Genomic DNA, 23,034 nt, shown 5'->3' with positions numbered 1-23,034 from the left:
GTCGGCGGAGGCGGATGGTGACAGCTGTCAAGCTCTCGAGGACGGGGCCGGTCACGTGGAGCGACAGAGGAAACGCGCCTCTCGTACCCCCGGTGCCTGAGCTGCCTAGGCTCTCGGTCGATGACACAGCGAGAGCTCCTTCTCGCCCGGCGGAGGACGTAGGTTTGCCAGATGACACCGACAGCTCGAGCAGCGATGAGGGGCCTGACCCATGGCGCATTCGTGGGAATGACGGGCGACAGACGGCGCCTGGGCGAGATGAAGAAGGCGCTTGGTCACCCGACGCCGACCGAGGTCTCATCGATCGAACGATCGACGCCGAGATCGAAGAAGAATCTGAACGCTCCGGCACGGTAGAGGCGATCGCTCGGAGCCGATCGTTTCGAGGTCCTCTCCCTCCGGTTGCGATGATCGAAGGATACGAGCGCGTCGTTCCGGGCAGCGCCGAGAAGATCGTCGATGCGCATGTCGCCAATGAACATGCTCGCGCGGGAGCGCTGACTCGGCTCACCAGGGCGGAATCCGTCGGTGTGGTCGTCGGAGCGATCGGTTCGCAGCTCCTCGCCATCGGAGGCCTCGCGGCCGGTGTCGTGCTCATCGTGCAGGGCTTCCCAGCGGAGTCATTGCTCGGCTTCGTCCCTGCGGTGATCAGCTCTGGTGCGCTCGTCGTCTCAGCGGTGAGGGGTAGCAAGGTCGACTAGGCCGGCGACCTGAGTCGGCATCCACCGCGGCGGGCCCGATCAATACCGCCAGTCAGACCCCCGAGTCAGCGCGAGCCGACCGGGGGTCCTTCGTTCCCGCGAGCGTCGCTCAGAGGGCACCCGGGGACGACGATCCGTCTGCGGACGTGGGTGACCCCCGTCCGAGGCTCCTGATCGGAGTGGCGTGGATCGGACTGGAGATGGTTGCGCTGCCATGCTACGTTCGGCGGAGTGATGTTGACGTGGACATCCGTGCAGGGGACACGCCGATCGAGCGCCGCGGCACGAGCACCACAGGTACGAGGAGGTACCCATGACGATGGACAGGAGAGGGCTTCTCGCCCTCGCGGGCACGGCGGCGCTCACGGGCGCGGTCACGGCGGTCGCCGGGTCGGGCGCCGCACCCGCGCACGCCGCCACCGGCACGGCGGTCGTCGACCCGGCGCAGCGCGGACCGGTGTGGGAGGGCTTCGGCACAGCGCTCTGCTGGTTCGCGCACCGCATCGGCGGCACGCAGACGGTGCGCGACACCTACGCCGATCTGCTCTTCGACCGTGACAAGGGTCTCGGGCTGAACATCGTCCGCTACAACATCGGCGGCGGCGAGAACCCGGCCTACCCCGGGCACATGGATCTGCGCGCCCGCATCCCCGGCTACCTCGCGTCCGCCTCGGCGGCCTACGACTGGTCGGCCGACCCGAATCAGCGCTGGTTCCTCCAGGCCGCCAAGTCGCGGATCCCGGCCAGCGACTTCCTCGCCGAGTCCTTCGCCAACTCGCCGCCCTGGTGGATGACGATCTCGGGCAGCGTCACCGGGGGCAGGAACGCCGCCGAGAACCTGCGCCCCGACAGCTACGAGGCCTTCGCCCGCTACCTCGTGACGGTCAACGAGCGCTTCCGCACGACCTGGGGTGTGCCCTTCCGCACCCTCTCGCCGGTCAACGAGCCGAGCGCCGCCTACTGGACCTTCGGCAACCGCCAGGAGGGCAACCGGATGCTCCCGGCGAACCAGGCGACCATGCTCAGGGCCCTGGCGGACGAGCTCGCGCGGCAGGGCTCGCCGACGCGGATCGCGGCGTCGGAGGAGACGAGCATCGACGTCGGCCGCGACACGGTGAACAGCTGGTCCGCGCAGACCCGCGCCCTCGTCGGGCAGTACAACGTGCACAGCTACGAGGGCTCCGACCGGACCGGCTTCAAGACCGCCGCTCGCGGCACGCGGATCTGGGACTCCGAGCACGGCAACGGCGACGCCAGCGGATCGACGCTCTCGCAGAACATCCTCTGGGACGTGAAGTGGCTCGGCGCGAGTGCGTTCGCCTACTGGCAGGCCGTCGACTCCGGTGGCTGGGGGATGCTCGACACCGACCTCAACAACGCCTCCGCGGACCTGTCGAGCTACACCCGGAACAAGAAGTTCTGGGCGATGGCGCAGTGGAGCCGCTACGTCCGCCGCGGCTATCGGGTGATCGGCGTGAGCGACAACGACACCGTCGCCTTCCACGACGAGGCCGGCCGGCGCGTCGTCCTCGTCACGGTGAACACCACCTCGACGCCGGCGACGGTCACCTACGATCTCAGCCGCTTCGCTCCCGCCACCGCGACCGCCTCGGGGGTGCGCACCGGCGCGTCCGAGGACCTCGCGGCGCTGCCCCCGGCCGCGCTCGCCGGCAACCGATTCACGGCATCCGCTCCGGCGATGTCGACCACCACGTGGGTCGTCCCCTCGATGACCCTCAACTAGAAGGAGAGTTTCAATGACGAAACGACGAGGACGGATCCGGCTGGCGCTCATGGCGCTCGCCACGGCGGCGCTGGTCGCGGTCACGGGCCTGGCGCCCGCGACGGCGGCGCCGCAGACCGTCACGAACGGCACGCAGTTCCTCACCACCCAGGGCCAGCCGATCCACGGGCACGGCGCCGGGCTGCTCAAGGTGGGGCAGTACTACTACTGGGTCGGTCAGAGCACCGACGCGGACAACCGGTTCATCTCGGTCCCGCTCTACCGCTCCACCGACTTCAAGAACTGGGAGTTCCGCGGCGACATCCTGACCAGGAACTCCTCGCCGGACCTGAACGTCTCGACGATCGAGCGGCCGAAGCTGGTCTACAACGCGGCGACGCAGAAGTACGTGCTCTGGATGCACTGGGAGAACGGACGGGACTACACGCAGGGCCGGGTCGCGGTCGCGACCTCGAGCACGATCGACGGCTCCTACGCCTACCAGGGCAGCTTCCGGCCGCAGGGCTACGAGTCGCGCGACATGACGGTGTACCAGGACGACGACGGCTCGGCGTACCTCTTCTCGTCGACGGCCATCCCCACGACGAACGCGTCGACGGCGATCTTCAAGCTCAACGCGTCGTACACGAACGTCGAGTCGTTCCAGGGCCTGCACTGGGAGAACCAGTCCCGCGAGGCGCCGACGATCTTCAAGCGCAACGGCGTCTACTTCGCGCTCTCGTCCGGGACCACCGGCTGGAGCCCGAACCAGAACAAGTACTCCACGGCCACGAAGATCACCGGGCCGTGGTCGACGCCGACCGACTTCGGCGGGCCGACCGGCAACCGCTCGCAGCCGACCTACGTCGCGACCATCAGCGGCAGCGCCGGCACGTCCTATCTCTACATGGGCGACCGCTGGGCGGGCGCCAACAACGGAGCGGTCAACGACTCCAGCTACGTCTGGCAGCCGCTGCAGTTCCCGTCGAACACCTCGGTCGCCATGCCGGAGGTGGACGGGGTCGTCATCGACACCGCGGCGGGAACGGTGAACGCCGCCCCGGCGCTGCCCCGGTCGACGATCAAGTCGGCCTCGAGCGGACTCTGCGTGAACGTCGCGGACGACTCGACCGCGACCGGCTCGAAGGTGGTCCAGTGGACCTGCGGCAACGGGTCGAACGCCGTGTTCGCCCGGGCGTCGGCCGGTGGCTACGTGCAGTTCCAGACGCAGCACAGCGGGCTCTGCCTCGCGCAGTCGGGGAGCTCGGGTTCCGGTGGCGCGCTGGTGCAGGCGCCCTGCACGTCCGGACAGACGGCGCAGTGGCAGGTGAGCGGTCAGACGATCGTCAACCGCGCGAGCGGCGCCTGCCTCGACGTGCCCGACGAGAGCACGACCGCGGGTCGTCAGCTCGGGACCTGGTCCTGCAACGGAGGCAACCACCAGAAGTGGAGCTTCGTCGCCTAGCTGAGGCGTGAGGGTCGCGCGGTGGGGGGAAACCGCCGCGCGACTCCGCGCCTCGTGCGGGGGCGGGCGAGCCCATCGGGTCCGGCGCCCGCCGACCCCCGCCGTGGAACCCCCGGTCAGCGCGAGCCGACCGGGGGTTCCGTCGTGCCCGGGTGAGGGAGAGTGCAGTGGTCCCGGAGGGGCCCGTCATGCTGGTCGAGTAGCCCTGGTGGGTCCCTCCATGCTGGTCGAGTAGCCCCGGAGGGTCTCTCCATGCTGGTCGAGTAGCCCCGGAGGGGCGTATCGAGACCCACCGTCCTCAGCAGCACGGGTCTGCGGACTCGACTCTCGGCGGGGGTGGATCTCGATACGCCCGCTGCGCGGGCTACTCGATCAGCATGGATGCGACCCTGCCCTGCGCGGCCGCTCAGCATGGCTGCCGCCTTGTCCGCGCGGGCTACTCGATCAGCATGTACGCCGTCTGCTGTCTGCTGTCTGCTGTCTGCTGTCTGCTGTCTGCTGTCCGGCGTTCAGCCTCCGGGTGTCGGGCGGGTGGTGCGGGAGGCGATCGCGTGGGACAGGAGGGTGGCGGCCACGCCGACGGCGACGCCGATCGCGGTCTCGAGGGCGCGGTCGCGCAGGAGGACGAACTCGTCGGTGTGGTGGGCGAGCTCGACCATCAGGATCGCGAGCGGAGTGATCAGGGCGAGGGTCAAGCCGTAGTTGCGGCCGACGACGAGCTCGGCGAGCATCTGCAGCAGCACGACGACGCCGATCGTGGCGAGCGGGGACAGCGGCAGGGCGAGCAGCGCGGCGGCGATCGCGACGCCGACGACGGTGCCGAGCATCCGGTGGCCGGCGCGGACGAGGCGGGCGGTCGCGTCGGCGCCCGAGACGGCGGCGACGGCCGACACCATCGCCCAGTAGGGGTGGCCGAGGCCGGTCGCGGTGGGGATCGCGCCGGCGATCAGCACGACGGCGCCGAAGCGGAGCATCCCGGCGCGGGTCGTGGAGCGGACGGCGGCGGCGCGGAAGGAGGGGCGCCACGGCGTCGCGGGCAGCAGCCGGGCGCGCGGGGCGGCGATCCCGCTCACTCCGATGAGCAGCGAGAAGGCGGCGGAGGCGGCGGCGAGGGCGAACGCCTCCGGGATCCGTGTCGCCTCGACGGGCACCGAGGCGCAGGCGGTGACGGCGAACACCGGGAAGAGCGGGCCGGGCGGGTGCCAGTGCAGGGCGTCGCTGAGGTAGGCGGCGCCGACGGCGGCGAGGGTGACCACCGGGATGATCAGCCAGTCGCGCTGCGGCGACAGGGCGACGGCGGTGCCGATCGTCACCATCGCCACGAGGTAGGCGGCGGCCGAGGCCTGCATCAGCAGGCGCGGGCGGTGGGTGTGCCGGCGTCCGTAGAGCGCGGTGAAGGCGCCGAAGGTGGCGTAGAGGGCGAGGTCGGTGCGGCCGAGGACCCAGAGGAGGAGGAGCGGTACCGCCATCGAGATCCCGGCGCGCAGGGCGACGCGGTGCGCGCCGTCGTGCGGGCCGAAGGCGACGAGCTCGCGGGGGTGCGGCAGGGCGCTGCGGAGGGAGGGGGTGGCGGGCATCGGAGTCCTCGGGTCGGCGGGCGGATCCGAGCGGCAGCGGCCGGAGAGGTCGTTCACGGGTGAACCAGATATACTTTACTCGTGAATCATCTCCTGTCGAGCGACGCGTCGCATCCGGACCCCGGCGCGGCTCCGGACGCCGTCGACGAGATCCGTGCGGGCTGGCGCCGGCTGCGGCCCGAGCTGGACACCTCGGCGGTGGACGTCGCGGGTCGCCTGATCCGCGCCTCCGCCCTGCTGGTGCGCGCCACCGAGGAGCGGCTCGCCGCCTTCGAGCTGACCCGCGGCGAGTTCGACGTGCTGACGACGCTGCGCCGGCTCGCCGCGCCGCAGTCGCCGACGACGCTGCGGACGATCGGCCTCGCCTCCGCCCCGGCCGTGACGAAGCGGCTGCACGCGCTCGAGCGCCGCGGGCTGGTGCTGCGGACCGCGAACCCGGCGGACGGGCGCGGCGCGCTCATCGCGCTGACCACCGAGGGGACCGCGCTGGTCGACGCCGCCTTCCCGGAGGTGCTCGAGGTGGAGCGGGAGCTGCTGGCGGCGGTGCCCGACGCGCTCCGCGACGACGCCGCCCGGGGGCTGCGGGCGGTGCTCGCGAGCATCGAGGCGGCGCCGAGGCAGTGACCCCGCCCGCCCGCCGCGGCTACCGTGGAGCCATGCGCCTCACGTCCAGCTTCACCGTGGACACGCGGCCGCCGGTGCTGCAGCTGGTCAAGACGGCGGCGGCGACCGTCGTCACCTGGATCGTCGCCGCGCTGATCTTCCCCGGGACGCTGCCCGTCTTCGGCGCCATCGCGGCGCTGCTGGTGGTCGCGCCCAGCGTGAACCAGTCGTTCTCGAAGGCGCTCGAGCGCAGCGTCGGCGTGATCATCGGCGTCGTCGTCGGCTCGCTGATCGGCACGCTCTTCGGCGACGACAGCGCGATCGTCCTCGGCGCGATCGTCGCCGCGATAGCCGTGGGCTGGGCGGTCCGGCTGACGCCCGCCTCCGCGGTGCAGATCCCGATCAGCGCGATGCTCGTGCTCTCGGTCGGCTCGGTGACGCCGAACTACGCCGTGGACCGCATCCTGGAGACGCTGATCGGCGCGGCCGTCGGGATCGTCGTCAACGCGCTGATCGTCCCGCCGATCACCCTCGCGCCGGCGGAGCGGGCCGTCGGCGACCTCACCGCGCAGCTCGCCGCGGCGCTCGACGACCTGGCCGACGTGCTCGAGACCAAGGTCGGCCGGGAGCGCCTCAGCGAGCTGCTGATCAACGCGCGGCTGCTGCAGACCATGCAGACCAAGGCGGAGGAGGCGATCGCGACCGGTGAGGAGTCGCTGCGGCTCAACCCGCGCCGCTCCGCGCACCGCGACCGGCTGCTGGCGCTGGACTCCGTCACTCCGCGGCTCGCCCGCATCGTGACGCGCGTGCGCGGGATGACCCGCACGGTGCACGACCTCTACGACCAGGAGCTGGTGGGCGAGCCGACGATCGGGGACATCGCGGTGCAGCTGCACCGGGCGGCGCACGACCTGCGGCTGCTCGTGCAGTCCTCGGTCGCGGTGCCGGAGCCGGAGCCGATCACCGACGAGCTGCCGGCGCTGACCGCCCCGCTCGTCATCGTGACCCCGCACCCGGAGCACTGGATCCTGCTGGGCGCGCTCGCCGAGGACCTGCGGCGCATCCGCGAGGAGATCGTGGGCGAGGAGTCCTGAGCGGGCTCCGCGCTCAGCGAGCGGCGGGCGCGTCGAAGAGGCCGGGCCCGGAGTCGCCGTCTCCGGCATCGGTGTCGGACTCCTGCAGGGCGGCCGGGTCGGTCGCCTCCGCGTGCTGGGTCTTGCCCTCGGCGATCAGCGAGTCGTCGTCGACGAGGATGCCGGCGAGCTCGGTCACCCGGCCGCGGATCGCGCCCAGCGGATCGTCGATCGGGGCGTCCTCCTGCGAGCGGTCGACCTCGTCGTCCGGGAAGCGGCGCAGCTCGGCTTCGTCGCGGTCGGGCCGCGGCGCGCGGGCGTGCTCGACGCAGAGCCGGGCGACCTCCTCCGCGTGGGCGTGCATCACCGAGTGCGAGGCGTCCGGGATCTCCCAGGCGCGCGCGTGCGGGATCGCCTCGGCGACCTCCTCGGCCCACTCCCGCGGGACGAGGCGGTCGAACTCACCGCGGATGACCAGCGTGGAGGCGCGGATCCGGGGCAGGACGTCCTCGATCCGGTACTGCATCATCTCGGGCAGCACCCGCGAGAACCAGCGCGGGCCGCAGAGCAGGTACGCCGCGGCGGCGAGGACGGCGACCTGCACCGGCTCGCGGATGCTCGACTGGGCGAAGCGCCAGGCGGCGACGGGGATGCGGCGCTCGTGCGGGTTCATCACCGGGCCGAGCAGGACGATCGTGGTGAGCTCGGGGCGGCGCGCGGCGAGCTCCGCGACGACCTGCGTGCCCATCGAGTGGCCGAGGACGACCGGGTCGTCGAGGCCGAGGTCGTCGATGACGGCGCCGACCAGCTCGGCGTAGTCGCCGATGGTCATGTGCCGGGCGTTCGGCGGATGCGGGACGCCGCCGAAGCCGGGCAGGTCGAGCGCGTGCACGGGGCCGAACTCGTTGAGCGCCGGGGCGAGCCGCTCGAAGTAGGTGGCGGCGACGCCGATGCCCGGGACGAGGACGAAGGTGCGCTCGCCGGTGTGGCCGACGGTGTTGACGCGGGCGTAGACGTCGCGGCGGTGGACGCGGAGGACGGAGACGTCGGTGTTCTTGTAGCGGCGGCGCGGGTCGCGCCGCCGGGAGCGCGTGGTGGAGAAGACGTCGCGCAGGCCGTGGCGGACGCTCGAGGCGAGGGCGCGCAGGGGGCGGCCGGGGTAGGGCACGGGCGCCTCCTCGGGTGGTCGGGCGTCGGGTCGTCGGGCGGAACGGTCGGGGAGAGCCTAGGCGCTGGCCGATCCGCTCAGATCAGCATGTCCTCGGAGCGGTGGAGGATCAGCCGGGCCGGCCCGATGTGGAGGAGGCCGTTGGTGAGCGGGGCGCAGCGCACGCCGCCGCGGCGCCGCATCGCCTTGAAGGCGCCGGGCGCGAGCGAGACGTCCATCCAGGCGCAGGGGTTGGCCGGGCGGCCGCCCTGGAACTCGATCCGCTCGCCGCCCTGCTCCACCGCGAAGGTGCGGCCGGCGAGGGCGTCGATGTCGGCGCCGCGCACGATGATGTTGCGGCGGGTGTCGGCGGGGTCGAACGCGGCACGGCCGAGCTCCGCCGCGACGTGCTCGAGCGACTCGATCGCGAAGAGGGTGACCGCGGCCGTCCGGTGCGCGCGCTGGGCGAAGTAGCGGTCACCGACGATGCCGAGTCCCGCCCGGATCTCGATCCGCTCGGGCTGCTCGTTGCCCTCGGAGGGGATCGGGCCGTCCGCCGGCCGCCCCTCGAACCGGTGCAGCGGCGAGACGACGAAGCGCACGAGCTCGATCGCGGCGGCCTCCATGACTGCCACGGTACGCGGGCCCGGGCGGGCGCCCGCTCGATTCGCGGAGGGGCTCCCCGATGTGTATAGTCGTACCTCGTTGCGTGCGCCCCCCAAGGCCACGCGATGGACTGCGCCCGTAGCTCAACGGATAGAGCATCTGACTACGGATCAGAAGGTTGGGGGTTCGAATCCCTCCGGGCGCACTCTGGTTGAGACAGAACAGGACGGCCCGCTTCGGCGGGCCGTTCTTGGTTTAACGACTCGGCGAGCCGCTCGCGGCCGCGGCGCAGCGCCAGTGCAGGACGCCGAAGCGGCGTCAGCCGGTGTCTCGCGCGAGCGGTCGACAGCTGCGGCAGTGCCGCCGAGGTCCGCGGTCGCGCTGAATCCGACGTCGGGGTCTGCTCGCGGGACGTCGCGCGCCAGCTCGGCTGCGGGGCGGCGGGGGCGCGAGGGGGAGGGCTAGCGTCGTCGGGGCAGGATCTTGCGCAACTCGGGGGCCGGTCTCGGGTGGCCGACGGTTGCGGCGAGATGAGCAGCCCTGCATACTCAAAACCACACGACGCAAGGTTTTGGGCGCGACCGCTCGATTCTGCACACTCGATGACGAGAGGGAACGATCATGACGACGTCCAGCGGATCCGCGGCGGGGATGCCCTCCGGCATGACCACCGCGACGGCCACGGTGCGGGGGCACCACGCGTTCTCCGAGCCGACCGAGCCGGCGACGAAGGGCTACGTCTTCTGGCTGCTCGCGGCGCAGCTGATCTTCTTCATCGCGCTGCTCGGGCCGGCGGTCGTCGGCATCGGCCTGAAGATCCAGTCGCTCGTCGAGTCGGGCGAGATCGCGCAGGACGGCGCGACCGGCGCGGCGGCGGTGCTCGGCGGCTTCGGCGCCCTCTTCGCCACGATCGCGAACGTCGTCGTCGGCCGGCTCTCCGACCGCACGACGAGCCGCTTCGGCCGCCGCCGGATCTGGATCGTGACCGGCACGGTGCTGATGACGGTCGCCTTCGCGATCATGGCGCTCGCCCCCACCCTGCTCGTCGCCACCGTCGGCTGGTCGCTCGCCCAGCTCGGCGCGAACATGACGCTCGCGCCCTTCACCGCGACGCTCGCGGACCAGGTGCCGAAGTTCCAGCGCGGGAAGATCACCGCGGCGCTCGGCATCGCGCAGAACGTCGGCATCCTCGGCGGCACCTACGTCGCCCAGGCGTTCGCCGGCCAGCTGGTCGTGATGTTCGTCGCCCCGTCGATCCTCGCGATCGTCGCCATGGTCGTCTTCGCGGTCGTGCTGCCCGACAAGCGCCTGCCCCAGGCACCGCCGCGCGCGACGCTGCGCGACTGGGCCGAGACCTTCTGGGTCAGCCCGGTCAAGAACCCCGACTACGCGCTCGCCTGGTGGTCGCGCTTCCTGATCATCTTCGCGAGCTTCGGCTTCACCACGTTCCGCTTCTTCTACCTCCTCAACCACATCGGCGTGGAGGAGGGGAGCATCCCGGCCGTGATCACCACCAGCGTGCTGATCTACACGGTGACCCTCGTCGGCGCGAGCTACTTCGCCGGCTGGCTCTCCGACCGGATCGGGCGCCGCAAGGTGTTCGTCTGGAGCTCGACCGCGCTCTTCGCGGTCGGCACCTTCGCGCTGATCTTCGTGCAGGACATCGGCGCCTTCTACGTCCTCGAGGCGGTCCTCGGACTCGCCTACGGCATCTACGTCGGCGTCGACCTCGCGCTCGTCGTCGACGTGCTGCCGAACCCCGACGACTCGGGCAAGGATCTCGGCGTCTTCAACATCGCCAACGCGCTGCCGCAGACGCTCGCGCCGCTGGTCGGCGGCATCCTCGTCTACGTCAGCGACCCGACCGGCAACAACTACGGGCTGTGGTTCACGGTCTGCGCACTGGCCGCGGTGGTCGGCGCGCTCGTCATCCTCCCCATCAAGAAAGTCCGATAGGCCTTTCTCAGACGTCCATAGGACAGGCTGGTCGGAGACGACAGTCCTGCCCGCACCACCATCACCAGTGAAAGCGACATCGATCATGACTCTGCCCCTGGCCTCCATCCAGCTCTACACGCTGGCCAAGGAGTTCTCCGAGGACCCGAACGGCTCGCTCGAGAAGCTCGCGGCGATCGGACTGAAGAACGTCGAGGCGTTCGACTTCGTCCGCCGTCCCGCCGAGATCCGCGCCGCGCTCGACGCGAGCGGTCTCGCCTCGCCGACCGGCCACGCTCCGCTGCTCTCCGACGAGCTGTGGACGCCGGACGGCTCCATCCCCACGCCCGCCCCCGAGGTCGTCTTCGAGGCGGCCGCGCAGATCGGCATCCAGACGGTCATCGACCCGTTCGTCTCGGCCGAGCGCTGGCTGACCGAGGACGGCGTGGCGGACATCGCCGACCGCCTGAACAAGGCCGCCGAGGTCGCCGCGACCTTCGGCCTGAAGGTCGGCTACCACAACCACGCGCAGGAGTTCATCGCCTCCTTCGACGGCCGGACCGCCTACGAGCGCTTCGTGGCGACGACCGACGAGCGCGTCGAGATCGAGCTGGACCTGTTCTGGGCGCTGACCGGCGGCCAGGACGGCCCCGCGCTGGTGTCGAAGCTGGGCTCGCGCCTGGTCGCGGTGCACGTCAAGGACGGCATCGCGCCGGCCGAGAACCCGTTCGCTCCGGGTGCAGCGGCCTTCGGCTCGGACACTCTCGACCAGCGCCGCCCGGGCGAGGGCGACGTGCCGCTCGTCGAGGCGCTCAAGGCCGGCGAGGGCGCCATCAAGTACGCCGTCATCGAGTACGACAACGCCCCCGGCGACGTCTTCGCGGACATCCAGGCCAGCTACGACTTCCTCGTGAAGGGCGGGTACGCGGCATGAGCGGGCCCATCGGGATCGGCGTCATCGGCGTCGGCGTCATCAGCGACACCTACCTCGAGAACCTCGCGTCCTTCCCGGACGTCGAGGTGCTCATCGTCGGCGATCTGCTGCTCGACCGGGCGAAGAGCCAGGCCGAGAAGCACGGCGTCCCCGCCTGGGGCTCGGCGGAGGACGTCCTCGCGCACGCCGGCGTGCAGGTCGTCGTCAATCTGACCATCCCCGCCGCGCACGTCGAGGTCTCGGCCGCGGCGATCGCCGCGGGCAAGCACGTCTGGAGCGAGAAGCCGCTGGGCCTGGACCGCGCCGGCACCGCGCAGCTGCTGCAGGACGCCGCCGCCAAGGGGCTGCGCGTCGGCTCGGCGCCGGACACCCTGCTCGGCCCGGGCTTCCAGACCGCGAAGCGCGCGATCGCGGACGGCGTGATCGGCGAGCCGATGTTCGCGTCCACCGTCTTCCAGACGGTCGGACCGGACCTCTGGCACCCGAGCCCGGCGTTCCTCTTCGCGGAGGGCGCGGGCCCGTTGCTGGACATGGGACCGTACTACTTCACCGGACTCGTCAGCCTCTTCGGACCGGTCCAGCGGGTCGCGGCCCTCGGGCGGAAGAAGCTCGAGGAGCGGGTCATCCGCTCCGGCCCCGATGCGGGGACGACGTTCCCGGTCGAGGTGCCCACCTCGCTGCAGGTGCTGACCTCGTTCGCGGCCGGGCCGCAGGCGTCGAGCCTGCTCAGCTTCGACTCCGCGCTCGAGCGCCACGGCGTCTTCGAGATCCACGGCACGGAGGGGTCGATCGTGATCCCCGACCCGAACCAGTTCGAGGGGCGCACCGCCTACGTGAAGGCACGCACCTCGATCGCCGACGGCCAGTGGGGCGAGCAGGAGTGGACCGAGATCGAGCAGAAGGGCACGGTCGTCGGCCGCGGCCTCGGACTGCTCGACATGGTCCGCGCGATCGCCGAGGACCGCCCGCACGTGGCCACCGGTGAGCTCGGCTTCCACGTGCTCGACGTGATGCTGTCGGCGCAGGAGTCGGCCGAGAACGGCGAGTTCGTCGCGATCGACAGCACGCTGTCCGCGCCGGTGCCCGCGGTGCCGGTGGACTTCGACCCGTTCGCGCAGACGCTCTGACGCGCTGACGGCGTCGCCGTGGCCCCCGCTCTCCACTCTCGGAGGGCGGGGGCTTCGGCGTGGGTGGGTCTCGCTGCGGTGCTGCGCACAACATCAGCTGAGAGCAACCGGCCTCCTCTGTCAGCCGAGGGACCCCCTTCTCAGCTGATGTTGTGCGCGGCCGCGGCGGCAGAACATCGGCTGGAAGCGCTTGTCATCGCTGCTGGGCGATGAGACGGACTCCTGGCTGATGTTCTGCGTCCGCGTCGGACGATGACGACGTCGGAGGGGACGCTGCAGAGCCGCCGTGCTGAGGATGTGGGTCTCGATACGCCGCTGCGTGGCTGCTCGACCAGCATGGCGGGGTGCTGCGCGGCTGCTCGACCAGCGTGGAGGGGGCGCTGTGCGGCTGCTCGACCCGCATGCAGTGCGCGTCAGGGGGGTGGGAGCGTCAGCTCGCGGCGGAGGCGGGCGAGGGTGTCGCGGAGGCGGGTCTTGACGGTGCCGATCGGCAGGTCGAGCTCGGTGGCGATCTCGGCGTGGGTCAGGCCGCGGACGTAGGCGAGGAAGAGCAGGTCGCGGTGCTTCGGCGCGAGACGGCGGATCTCGGCGGCGGCGCGGCTGAACTCGCCGACGATCTCGCCGTGCGACTCCGCCTCGTCGATCTCGCGGAGGTAGCTGTGGATCGCGTACCGGTGGTCGCGCTCGCGGGAGGACTGAGAGGCGCGGACCCGGTCGATCGCGCGGCGGCGGGCGATCACGGCGACGAGGTGCTGCTGCTCCTCCAGGACCGCGTGCCGGCCGACGGAGCGCCAGAGCTCGAAGTAGGTCTCCTGCGCGACCTCCTCGGCCTGCGCGTGATCCTGCAGGATGCCGACCGTGATCGAGCGCACACGGCGCACGGTCCGCTCGTAGAGCCGCCGGAACGCGGCGTGGTCGCCGTCGGCGAGGCCCGGGACGAGGCCCTCCGGAGCGGACAGGGCGTCGGCGGTCACGGAGCGCTCAGCACCCGGCGGACCCCAGGCTGCCTTCGGAGTGCGGACGGAGCTCCTCCGCCAGGCGCTCGAACGCGGCGACGGCCTCGTCGTTGCTGACCCGGCCGGCGTCGACGCCGTCCGCGATGCGGAGGATCTCGAGCTTGCGGTCGGCGCGGGCGGCCGTGTCCAGACCCGCGGTGCCGACGGCGGCGGTGGCCTGGACGCGGGCCACGATGGTGCGCACCTGCCAGCGGCGACTGTTGAACGACATCCTTGCGACCTCCTCGATCGACCCCGTGCATCATTCGGAGCCGCGGCTCTGTCCGATGGGTGTCGGGGAGGAGGAGGGAGTCAGGGCAGCTGGTCCTCGAGATGGAAGACCTCGGTCAGCTGCAGGAAGCCGGTGTCGGGGGCTCCGTCGAGCTCGACGAAGAACTCGGCCATCTCGGCCTGCCAGCGGGCGTTGACCTCGGTGGCGGCCATCCCGGCGCGGGCGGCGTCGAGGGACGGGGTCTCGAAGTAGCCGATCAGCAGGCCGTCGGGGCGGAGGAAGAGGGAGTAGTTGTTCCAGCCGGTGGCCTTCAGGGCGGCGGCCATGTCGGGCCAGATGGCCGCGTGGCGGCGGGTGTACTCGGGGATGCGCTCCGGTCGCACCTGGAGCTGGAAGCAGACGCGCTGCATGGGGTGGGGCCTTTCGGTGAGGGATCTCGATACGCGCCCTGCGGGCGCTGCTCGATCAGCATGGAACATGCTGGTCCAGCAGGAGACATGCTGGTCGAGTAGCCGCGGAGCGGCGTATCGAGACCCACCGTTTCCGGGACGGTGGATCTCGATACGCGCCCTGCGGGCGCTACTCGATCAGCATGGCTCGATCAGCATGGCTGCGGAACGGGTCAGAAGTCGAAGTCGGCGATGTTGTCGGCGGTGAAGGTGAAGGGGTCGCCGAGCAGGACGGTGTTGTCGGCGTCGACGGTGAAGGAGCCGAGGTCGCCGGCCTCGAAGGTGTCACCCTCGGCACCGGTGATGTCCCCGTCGATCAGGGCCTTGGAGGCGTAGGCGGCGAGGTAGCCGAGGTCTCCCGGGTTCCACAGCGCGAACGCGGTGACGGTGCCGTCCTCGACGAACTCGCGCATCTGGTTCGGCGTGCCGAGACCGGTCAGCGCGACCTTGCCCTTGAAGTCCGAGGTGGAGAGGTAGCGGGCGGCGGCGGCGATGCCGACCGTCGTGGGCGAGATGATGCCCTTGAGGTCGGGGTGGGTCTGCAGCAGGGCCGCGGTCTTGTCGAACGAGGTCTGGTCGTCGTCGTCGCCGTAGACGGTGTCGACGAGCGTCACGTCCGGGTGGTTCGCGGTGAGCTCCTCCTCCATCAGCTCGATCCAGGCGTTCTGGTTCGTGGCGTTCGCGGAGGCGGAGAGGATCGCGACCTCGCCGCTGTCGCCGATCTGCTCGGTGATCAGGTCGACCTGCGCCTTGGCGATGCCCTCGGCGGTGGCCTGGTTGATGTAGAGGTCGCGGCAGTCGGCGTTGGTGTCGGAGTCGAAGGTGACGACCTTGGTGCCGTTGTCGCGCGCCTCGTTCAGCGCGTCGCAGATGGCCTTCGGGTCGTTCGCCGAGACGACGATCGCTCCGGCGCCCTGCTGGGTGAGCGTGTTGATGTAGGAGACCTGCGCGTCGGGCGAGGCCTCGGCGGGGCCGACCTCGGCGTAGGTGCCGCCGAACTCCTCGATGGCCTTCTCGCCGCCGGCGTCGGAGGTGTCGAAGTACGCGTTGCCGAGGTTCTTCGGCAGGAAGGTGATCGAGTAGTCGCCGGAGCCGGAGTCGCCGCCGGCGTCCGAGCCGGAGTCGCCGTCGGAGGCGGAGCAGCCGGTCGCGACGAGCGCGACCGAGACGGCCAGTGCGGTGAGGGTGCCGAGGCGGCGCCCACGGGAGGAGAACATCATCGTCTGCCTTTCGTCGAGGTGCTGTGGGGGTGGTGCGAGGTGGTGCGGGTGCTGTGCCGGTGATGCGGGATCAGGGGCGTCTCCTGCCCGAGCGCCGCAGTCGCGACAGCCAGGCCAGGAAGCTGGTGGACACCACCGAGAGCACGAGCAGCACTCCGGTGATGATGTTGATGACGTCGGAGGTGACGTTCGCGAGGCGCAGGGCCGAGGCGATCACTCCGATCAGGATCACGCCGGCGATCACGCCGTGCAGGGCGCCGCGGCCGCCGAAGATCGAGACGCCGCCCAGCAGGACGGCGGCGATCACCTGCAGCTCGAGCCCGGTCGCGTTGTCGCCGCGGGCGGAGCCGTAGCGCAGCGTGTAGTAGATGCCGGCCAGCGCGGAGACGGCTCCGGAGACCACGAACAGGATGAACTTGGTGCGGTTCACGTTCACGCCGGAGAAGATCGCCGCCTCGTCGTTCAGGCCGATGGCGAAGACGCCGCGGCCGAAGCGGGTGGAGTGCAGCACCACCGCGAAGACGATCGCCAGGATCGCGAACGGCAGCACCACCAGCGGCACCGGGCCGACGAGCTTCGCCTTCGCGAGGTCGGTCCAGAACTCGGGGAAGTCGGTGACCGCGGTGGTGCCGAGCAGTCCGACCGCGAGCCCGCGGTAGAGCGCGAGCGTGCCGATCGTGACGGCGAGCGAGGGCAGCCCCACGACGGTGACGAGGAAGCCGTTCAGCGCTCCGCCGACCGCGCCGGCCACGATCGCGACCAGCGCGGCGACCTCGAACGGCACTCCGGCCTGGTGCAGCGTGCCGGTGAGCACGCTTGCCAGCCCGACGGTGGAGGCGACCGACAGGTCGATCTCGCCGGTGATGATGATCAGCGTCATCGGCAGCGCGATCAGCAGCGTCGGCGCGATGTCGAGGAAGAGGTAGGTGATGGTGATCGGCTTGTCGAAGCTCTTCACCGAGGCGGAGGCGACGACGATCACGAGGATCAGCAGCAGGACGATCGCCGTCTCGCGGCTGAACAGGACGCGCTGCCAGGCCGGCCGGGCGTAGTCGCGGTACTCGCGCGCGGTGCGCACGGCGGTGGTGTCGGTGACGAGGCTCATCAGGAGTCGTCCCTCTCTTCGAGGAGCTTGCGGGACTGTCGGAGGGAGAGCACGCGGTCGAGCACGATGGCGCCGATGATCAGCACGCCGACCACCGCCCGCTGCCAGAAGTCGGGCACGCCCAGGATCGGCAGGGCCCGGTTGATGGTGAGCAGCAGCACGGCGCCGATCGCCGCGCCCCAGACCGTGCCGGAGCCGCCGAAGATCGCGACGCCGCCGATCACCGCGGCGCCGACCGCGTCGAGCTCGTAGCCGGAGCCGGCCTGCGAGTTGACGGTGCCGTAGCGCGCGGCGTAGAGGACGCCGGCCAGGCCGGTCAGCGCGCCGGAGACGACGAAGGCGACCAGGATGCGCCGGGTGACGGGCAGGCCGTAGAGCCGCGCCGCGTCCGGGTCGGAGCCGATCGCGTAGAACTCGCGGCCGGCGCGCTGGTTGCGCAGGTACCAGCCGGCGGCGATCAGCACGACGAGCGCGATGATCGTGAGGTACGGGATGGTGAGGAACTGCCCGGTGCCCAGGGCGAGGAAGTCCTTGGGCATGTCGGACGCGTTGATCCGGTCGCTGCCCGTCCAGGCGACGTTGATGCCGCGGTAGGCGTAGAGCGTGCCGAGGGTGATCACCAGCGCCGGGACCTTCGCGAACGCGACGAGCGCGCCGTTGATCAGCCCGAGCAGTCCGCCGAAGACGATGCCGGCGGCGAAGACCGCGAGGATCGGGATCCCCGGCACGTCGAGGAACAGCCGGCCGGTGAGGTAGGCGGTCAGCCCCAGGATCGAGCCGACCGAGAGGTCGACCGAGCGGGTGATGACGACGATGGCCTGGCCGACCGCGATCAGGATCAGGATCGACGGGGTCAGCAGCAGGTCGCGCCAGCCGTCGGGGGAGAAGAGGAAGGTCGGGTTCTTCGCGGTCGTCGCGATGACGACGAGGACCAGCGCGAGCAGGATGCCCGTCTCGCGGGCCCGGACGAAGGAGCCGAACCCGGAGGCGAAGGCGTTGGGCTTGGCGGCGGGCACGCGCTTCTGCGTCGGTGCCTGGGCGGTGCTCATGCGGCTGCTCCTCGGGTGGCGGCGAGCATCACGGTCTCGCTGGTGGCCTCGGCCCGGTCGAGCTCGGCGGTGATCCGCCCCTCGCGCATCACCAGGACGCGGTCGGCCATGCCGAGCACCTCGGGCAGCTCGGACGAGATCATCAGGATCCCCATCCCTTCTCCGGCGAGCTGCGAGAGCAGCCGGTGCACCTCGGACTTGGTGCCGACGTCGATGCCGCGGGTCGGCTCGTCGATGATCAGGACCCTCGGGTTCGTGGCGAGCCACTTGCCCAGCACGACCTTCTGCTGGTTGCCGCCCGAGAGTGTGCCGGCGACGGTGTCGAGCGCGTCGGTCTTGACCTCGAGGCGCGCGGCCCAGTCGCGCGCGGCGGTGTTCTCGCGGCGGCCGGTGATCAGGCCGCCCCTGGAGAGCGACTCCTGGATCGCCATCGTGATGTTGCGCGAGACGGAGGAGTCGAGCACGAGGCCCTGCTTGCGGCGGTCCTCGGGGACGAGCGCCAGCCCGGCGCGCATCGCGGCCGAGGGGCTGCCCGCCGGGATCCGGCCGCCGACGAGGGTGACCGAGCCGGAGTCGTAGGGGTCGACGCCGAAGACGGCGCGGGCCACCTCGCTGCGGCCGGCACCGACGAGGCCGGCCAGGCCGACGATCTCGCCGGCGCGGACGGTGAAGGAGATGTCGTGGAAGACGCCGGCCGAGGTGAGGCCGGTGACCTCGAGCAGGACGTCGGTGATCTCGGTCGCCTGCTTGGGGAAGAGCTCGGTGATGTCGCGGCCGACCATCTCGCGGACGATGCCGTCGACGGTGGCGTCCTCGGTGGCGGTGGTGGAGATGTAGGCGCCGTCGCGCATCACGGTGATGGTGTCGCAGAGGGAGAAGACCTCGTCGAAGCGGTGCGAGATGAAGATCAGCGCGCGGCCCTCGTCGCGGAGCGAGCGGGCGACGGTGAAGAGGCGCTCGACCTCGACGCCGGAGAGCGCGGCGGTCGGCTCGTCCATCACGAGGACCTTCGCGTCGAGCGAGATGGCCTTGGCGATCTCGATGATCTGCTGGTCGGCGATGGAGAGGCCCTCGGCGGGGCGGTCGGGGTCGATCCGGACGCCGAGGCGCTCGAAGAGGCCGACGACCTCGGTGCGCATCGCCTTGCGGTCGATGCGGCCGAGGCGACCGCGGGGCTGGCGGCCCATGAAGATGTTCTCGGTGACGCTGAGATCGGGGAAGAGCGTCGGCTCCTGGTAGATCACGGCGATGCCCGCGGCCTTCGACTGCGCGGTCGAGGAGAAGTCGACCGGCTCGCCGTCGAGGAGGAACTCGCCCGCGTCGCGCTGGTGCACTCCGGCGATGATCTTGACGAGCGTCGACTTGCCGGCGCCGTTCTCGCCGACCAGCGCGTGGATCGACCCGCGGTGCACGGCGATGGTGCCCGAGCGCAGCGCGACGACGGCGCCGAACGCCTTGACCACGCGGGCGAGCTCGAGTGCGGGTGGCGGATCTGATGCCACGGGTGGTACCTCCTCATCGAGGGGAATCGCGGTCAGGTCCCGGCTTCGGTGAAGAGGACCTGAATCGATTCATCCAGCTTCATCGCTACTATAGGGACGCTGAGCCGGAGCGGTCAACGCGAGATGCGGCTCGGCGTTCCAGGGGAGGCGATGTGGCGCGAGTGAGCATCCGCGACGTCGCCCTGCGCGCCGGCGTCTCGGTCGGCACGGTCTCCAACGTGCTCAACCGGCCGGACGAGGTCTCCGACGACTCGCTCGCCCGGGTGAACGCCGCCGTCGAGTCGCTCGGCTACGTGCGGAACGACGCGGCGCGGAAGCTGCGCAACGGCGTGAGCTCGACCGTCGGCTTCGTGGTGCTCGACGGGCAGAACCCGTTCTTCAACGACGTCGTCCGCGGCGCGGAGGACGAGGCGTCGCGCCACCAGATCGCCGTGCTCTACGGCAACACCGACGAGGACCCGTCGCGCGAGCGGCAGTACCTCGACCTGTTCGAGGAGCAGCAGGTGCGCGGCGTGCTGATCGCGCCGTACGGCGACATCTCGCAGCGGCTGGAGAAGCTGCGCGGGCGCGGGGTGCCGGTCGTGCTGGTCGACCGCTTCAGCGGCGACGGGCGCTACAGCTCGGTCTCGGTCGACAGCGTGGCCGGCGGGCGGATGGCGGCCGAGCACCTGATCGCGACCGGGCGGCGCCGGCTCGCCTTCGTGGGCGGGCCGTTCGAGATCCGCCAGGTCACCGACCGGCTGGCGGGCGCTCGGGTCGCGGTGGAGAACAGCGATGCGTCGGTCGATCTCGAGGTGGTGGCGACCACGGCGCTGACCGTCGCGCAGGGGGTCGCCGCCGGGATGCGGATCCTGGCCCGGCCGCGGCGCGACCGCCCCGACGCGCTCTTCGCGGCCAACGACCTGGTCGCGCTCGGGCTGCTGCAGGCGCTCGCCGTGGACGGGCGGATGCTGGTGCCGGACGAGATCGCGCTGATCGGCTTCGACGACATCTCCTTCGCCGCGGCCGCCGCCGTGCCGCTGTCCTCGATGCGGCAGCCGAGCTCGGTGATCGGGCGGACCGCGCTGCGCGTGCTGCTCGAGGAGGCGGCGGACCCGGAGCTGATCCCGCGGCAGACGGTGTTCCTGCCGGAGCTGGTCGCGCGGGCGTCGACGCGGGCGCGGCGCTGAGGCGGCGGGTGCGGATCGGCCTCCCGCTAGCGTGGACGGGATCGTCGACCGGATCCGAAGGAGCATCTCGATGACCGCAGCACGCCAGGACACCGTCAGCGCCGCCACCGTGCGGCACCTCCCGTGGGCCGCGCCCGCGCGGGAGCCAGCGATGAGCAACGCGGTCGACCGCCACGACCGCTGGCGGCTGACCAGCCGCTCCGTGCTGCGCGACGGCCGGCCCTTCGTCCCGGTCTCCGGCGAGCTGCACTACAGCCGCGTGCCGCGCGCGCGGTGGGAGGAGCGGCTGCGGCTGATGCGCGCGAGCGGCGTGACGGTCGTGGCGTTCTACGTGATCTGGATCCACCACGAGGAGGTGCGCGGGGAGCGCCGCTTCGACGGGGACCTCGACGTCGGCGCGTTCGTCGACCTGTGCGCGGAGATCGGCCTTGACGTCGTGCTGCGGGTGGGGCCGTGGTGCCACGGCGAGGTCCGCAACGGCGGGTTCCCGGACTGGGTGCAGGCCGCCGAGGTGGAGCACCGGACGGACGACCCGGGGTACCTCGCGCTCGTCCGGGACTGGTTCGACGCGCTCGGCGGCGAGCTCGCGTCGCGGTGCGGGCCGGGCAGCAACGTGGTGGCGATCCAGATCGAGAACGAGATCTACGACCAGCCCGAGCACATCAGGACCCTCAAGGGCCTGGCCCGGGAGGCGGGGCTGACGGCTCCGATCTGGACGTCGACGGGCTGGGGCGGCGCCGATCTGCCGCTGGACGAGGTGCTGCCGCTGTTCGGCGGCTACGCGGACGGCTTCTGGGTCGAGTCCGACTCGCCGTGGGACTCGACGTTCCGCGACCACTTCTTCTTCAGCCACCAGTGGGACGACCCGGGCATCGGCGCCGACGTCCGCGGCGCGACGACGGACGCGGTGACGCCCCGCGCCCCCTCGCTCGACTACCCGCCGGCGACCTGCGAGCTCGGCGGGGGCATGGCCACCGCCTACCACCGGCGCCCGGCGGTGCAGCCGCTCGACATCGCGGCGGTCGCGCACACCAAGATCGGCAACGGCTCGGCCTGGCAGGGCTACTACATGTACGCCGGCGGGACGAACCCGCGGAGCGTCGCGGCCGAGGGGCTGCAGGAGTCGCAGGCGACCGGCTACCCGAACGACCTGCCGCGGTTCGACTACGACTTCCGCGCGCCCATCGGAGCGAGCGGCCGGCCGTCGCCGACCCTCGCGCTGCTGCGGCGCCAGCACGCCTTCCTCGAGGCGTTCGGCGAGGGGCTCGCCGACATGCCGTCGACGCTGCCGGACGAGCTGCCGTCGAGCCAGCAGGACACGGACACGCTGCGCTGGGCGCTGCGGAGCGACGGGGCGAGCGGCTTCGTCTTCGTCACCTGGCACCAGCCGCACGAGCCGCTGCCGGAGCACCCGGGCGTGGTGCTCGAGGTGGGTCTCGACGACGAGGTCGTGCGGTTCCCCTCGGTGAGCACGCCCGTGCCGGCCGGGACGCTGGCGGTCTGGCCGGTGCGCCTGACGGTCGGCGGGGTCCGGCTGGACTGGGCGACCGCGACGCCGCTGACGCTCCTCGACGGGGCGGAGCCGACGCTGGTCCTGGTGGCGGCCGCGGGCGTCGTCGCCGAGCTGGCCTTCGCCGAGGGCACGCGGCTGGAGGTGGACGGGGAGCGGCGGGACGGCGCGCTCCTCCGCCTCGATGTCGAGGAGCCGGTGCTGGTGCGGGCGCAGGGCGACGGCGGAGCGTGCTCGGTGCTGATCCTGTCCGCGGAGGCGGGCGAGGAGGCGTCGGTGCTCGTCGACGCCGGCTCGGGGGAGCGCCGTCTCGTCCTCTCGGAGGACCCCGTGTGGCTCGACGGAGCGGGGCGGATCGCGGGGGACGTCCGGGCGGGGAGCCGCCTGCCGCGCGTCTTCGACCCGGAGGGGCAGCGCTTGGTCCCGGTCGCCGGATCGTCGGCGTCGATGCGGCCGGAGACGGAGGCGGTCGAGGCGCCCCTGCTCCGCGCGAGCGACGCCGTGCCGGTGTCCTACGGCGAGTCCGCGGGGCGCGCCTCCGCACCCCGGGACGCCGACTTCGCCGCCGCGGCCGCGCACCGGCTCGAGCTGCCGGAGACCGATCCGGCGGCGCAGCGGCGCGAGCTCGAGATCCACTGGGCCGGCGACGTCGCCCGGATCCTCGTCGGCGGCGAGGTCGTCGCCGATCAGTTCTGGGACGGCGGGCAATGGGTGCTCGATCTGGACGAGCTGGGCGCGGACTCCGGGGACGTCGTCCTGGAGATCCTGCCGATGTCGCCCGACGCGCGGATCGGCCTGACCGGGAGCGCCGAGGAGCGCCGGCGCCGGGACGCTTCTCCTCTTCTCGAGCTCGGCCCGGTCGTCCTGGCGCACTGGTACCGCTGGACCGAGGACTGACGAGCGTCCAGGTGG

The 23,034-nt window shown here is 71.6% G+C and carries 20 protein-coding genes and 1 tRNA gene; 11 read left to right on the top strand and 10 right to left on the bottom strand.

The features are described 5' to 3' along the window. The first annotated feature begins 164 nt into the window (after positions 1 to 164). The 3 genes from EDF17_RS08965 (at position 165) to EDF17_RS08955 (ending at position 3,889) form a co-directional block, all read left to right on the top strand. A complete protein-coding gene (locus tag EDF17_RS08965; RefSeq protein ID WP_133671964.1) occupies positions 165 to 701 on the top strand; it encodes a hypothetical protein in 537 nt (178 codons plus the stop codon). A gap of 313 nt (positions 702 to 1,014) precedes the next feature. Then, positions 1,015 to 2,445: a glycoside hydrolase gene (locus EDF17_RS08960; protein ID WP_123446779.1), complete on the top strand. Its 1,431-nt coding sequence runs from the start codon at positions 1,015 to 1,017 to the stop codon at positions 2,443 to 2,445. A gap of 13 nt (positions 2,446 to 2,458) precedes the next feature. Beyond that, on the top strand, positions 2,459 to 3,889 hold the full coding sequence (locus EDF17_RS08955) for an RICIN domain-containing protein (RefSeq protein WP_208110590.1): 1,431 nt from the start codon (positions 2,459 to 2,461) through the stop codon (positions 3,887 to 3,889). 509 nt (positions 3,890 to 4,398) lie between these two features. On the opposite strand, the gene EDF17_RS08950 is transcribed toward EDF17_RS08955, so the two are convergent. Beyond that, positions 4,399 to 5,466 carry an FUSC family protein gene (locus tag EDF17_RS08950; protein ID WP_123447049.1) on the bottom strand — a complete coding sequence of 356 codons (1,068 nt, stop codon included), beginning with the start codon at positions 5,464 to 5,466 and terminating at the stop codon, positions 4,399 to 4,401. An 81-nt stretch (positions 5,467 to 5,547) separates the two neighbouring features. Here EDF17_RS08950 and EDF17_RS08945 point away from each other — a divergent pair, with 81 nt between their 5' ends. Together EDF17_RS08945 and EDF17_RS08940 are read left to right on the top strand one after the other, a co-directional pair. Further along, entirely contained in the window at positions 5,548 to 6,090 is a 543-nt protein-coding gene (locus EDF17_RS08945) for a MarR family transcriptional regulator (RefSeq protein ID WP_123446777.1), read from the top strand. A gap of 32 nt (positions 6,091 to 6,122) precedes the next feature. Further along, positions 6,123 to 7,163, top strand: coding sequence for an FUSC family protein (locus tag EDF17_RS08940; RefSeq protein WP_123446776.1), 1,041 nt, complete (start codon positions 6,123 to 6,125; stop codon positions 7,161 to 7,163). A 13-nt stretch (positions 7,164 to 7,176) separates the two neighbouring features. Here the strand turns inward: EDF17_RS08940 and EDF17_RS08935 are convergent, their stop codons facing one another. Both EDF17_RS08935 and EDF17_RS08930 read right to left on the bottom strand, forming a co-directional pair. Further along, positions 7,177 to 8,310 carry an alpha/beta hydrolase gene (locus EDF17_RS08935; protein WP_123446775.1) on the bottom strand — a complete coding sequence of 378 codons (1,134 nt, stop codon included), beginning with the start codon at positions 8,308 to 8,310 and terminating at the stop codon, positions 7,177 to 7,179. A gap of 77 nt (positions 8,311 to 8,387) precedes the next feature. Next, positions 8,388 to 8,915, bottom strand: a complete 528-nt coding sequence (locus EDF17_RS08930) for an MOSC domain-containing protein (protein WP_123446774.1) — start codon at positions 8,913 to 8,915, stop codon at positions 8,388 to 8,390. Between the two features lie 112 nt (positions 8,916 to 9,027). Between EDF17_RS08930 and EDF17_RS08925 the strand changes: the two genes are divergently transcribed. The 4 genes from EDF17_RS08925 (at position 9,028) to EDF17_RS08910 (ending at position 12,891) form a co-directional block, all read left to right on the top strand. After that, positions 9,028 to 9,100, top strand: a tRNA-Arg gene (locus tag EDF17_RS08925). A gap of 416 nt (positions 9,101 to 9,516) precedes the next feature. After that, positions 9,517 to 10,851, top strand: a complete 1,335-nt coding sequence (locus EDF17_RS08920) for an MFS transporter (protein ID WP_208110589.1) — start codon at positions 9,517 to 9,519, stop codon at positions 10,849 to 10,851. Between the two features lie 85 nt (positions 10,852 to 10,936). After that, positions 10,937 to 11,764 carry a sugar phosphate isomerase/epimerase gene (locus EDF17_RS08915; RefSeq protein WP_123446773.1) on the top strand — a complete coding sequence of 276 codons (828 nt, stop codon included), beginning with the start codon at positions 10,937 to 10,939 and terminating at the stop codon, positions 11,762 to 11,764. After that, complete coding sequence (locus EDF17_RS08910; RefSeq protein WP_123446772.1) at positions 11,761 to 12,891, top strand: Gfo/Idh/MocA family oxidoreductase; 1,131 nt, start codon at positions 11,761 to 11,763, stop codon at positions 12,889 to 12,891. Before EDF17_RS08915 ends, EDF17_RS08910 begins: the two co-directional genes overlap by 4 nt. Before the next feature lie 413 nt (positions 12,892 to 13,304). Here the strand turns inward: EDF17_RS08910 and EDF17_RS08905 are convergent, their stop codons facing one another. The 7 genes from EDF17_RS08905 to EDF17_RS08875 all read right to left on the bottom strand — a co-directional run bounded on the left by EDF17_RS08905 (position 13,305) and on the right by EDF17_RS08875 (position 19,443). Continuing rightward, on the bottom strand, positions 13,305 to 13,865 hold the full coding sequence (locus EDF17_RS08905) for a sigma-70 family RNA polymerase sigma factor (RefSeq protein ID WP_123446771.1): 561 nt from the start codon (positions 13,863 to 13,865) through the stop codon (positions 13,305 to 13,307). Between the two features lie 7 nt (positions 13,866 to 13,872). Next, positions 13,873 to 14,118: a hypothetical protein gene (locus EDF17_RS08900; protein WP_123446770.1), complete on the bottom strand. Its 246-nt coding sequence runs from the start codon at positions 14,116 to 14,118 to the stop codon at positions 13,873 to 13,875. Between the two features lie 80 nt (positions 14,119 to 14,198). After that, positions 14,199 to 14,528 carry an L-rhamnose mutarotase gene (locus EDF17_RS08895; RefSeq protein ID WP_123446769.1) on the bottom strand — a complete coding sequence of 110 codons (330 nt, stop codon included), beginning with the start codon at positions 14,526 to 14,528 and terminating at the stop codon, positions 14,199 to 14,201. A 212-nt stretch (positions 14,529 to 14,740) separates the two neighbouring features. Continuing rightward, entirely contained in the window at positions 14,741 to 15,787 is a 1,047-nt protein-coding gene (rhaS, locus tag EDF17_RS08890; RefSeq protein WP_123446768.1) for a rhamnose ABC transporter substrate-binding protein, read from the bottom strand. A gap of 70 nt (positions 15,788 to 15,857) precedes the next feature. Continuing rightward, positions 15,858 to 16,892 (bottom strand): ABC transporter permease, encoded by a 1,035-nt coding sequence (locus EDF17_RS08885; protein ID WP_123446767.1) that lies wholly within the window; start codon positions 16,890 to 16,892, stop codon positions 15,858 to 15,860. Beyond that, on the bottom strand, positions 16,892 to 17,941 hold the full coding sequence (locus EDF17_RS08880; RefSeq protein ID WP_123446766.1) for an ABC transporter permease: 1,050 nt from the start codon (positions 17,939 to 17,941) through the stop codon (positions 16,892 to 16,894). Before EDF17_RS08880 ends, EDF17_RS08885 begins: the two co-directional genes overlap by 1 nt. Next, positions 17,938 to 19,443 carry a sugar ABC transporter ATP-binding protein gene (locus EDF17_RS08875; protein ID WP_123446765.1) on the bottom strand — a complete coding sequence of 502 codons (1,506 nt, stop codon included), beginning with the start codon at positions 19,441 to 19,443 and terminating at the stop codon, positions 17,938 to 17,940. The genes EDF17_RS08880 and EDF17_RS08875 overlap by 4 nt, the downstream gene beginning before the upstream one ends. Positions 19,444 to 19,595: 152 nt before the next feature. Here EDF17_RS08875 and EDF17_RS08870 point away from each other — a divergent pair, with 152 nt between their 5' ends. Both EDF17_RS08870 and EDF17_RS08865 read left to right on the top strand, forming a co-directional pair. Beyond that, on the top strand, positions 19,596 to 20,612 hold the full coding sequence (locus EDF17_RS08870) for a LacI family DNA-binding transcriptional regulator (protein ID WP_123705492.1): 1,017 nt from the start codon (positions 19,596 to 19,598) through the stop codon (positions 20,610 to 20,612). Positions 20,613 to 20,682: 70 nt separating this feature from the next. Beyond that, the gene (locus EDF17_RS08865; RefSeq protein WP_123447047.1) at positions 20,683 to 23,019 is read left to right on the top strand and encodes a beta-galactosidase; all 2,337 of its coding nucleotides are present in this window, start codon (positions 20,683 to 20,685) and stop codon (positions 23,017 to 23,019) included. Positions 23,020 to 23,034: the final 15 nt, after the last annotated feature.

The sequence above is a fragment of the Rathayibacter sp. PhB1 genome (assembly GCF_004362935.1).
In the GTDB taxonomy this organism is placed as follows: domain Bacteria; phylum Actinomycetota; class Actinomycetes; order Actinomycetales; family Microbacteriaceae; genus Rathayibacter; species Rathayibacter festucae.
This window is presented reverse-complemented; position numbering and strand designations above follow the sequence as displayed.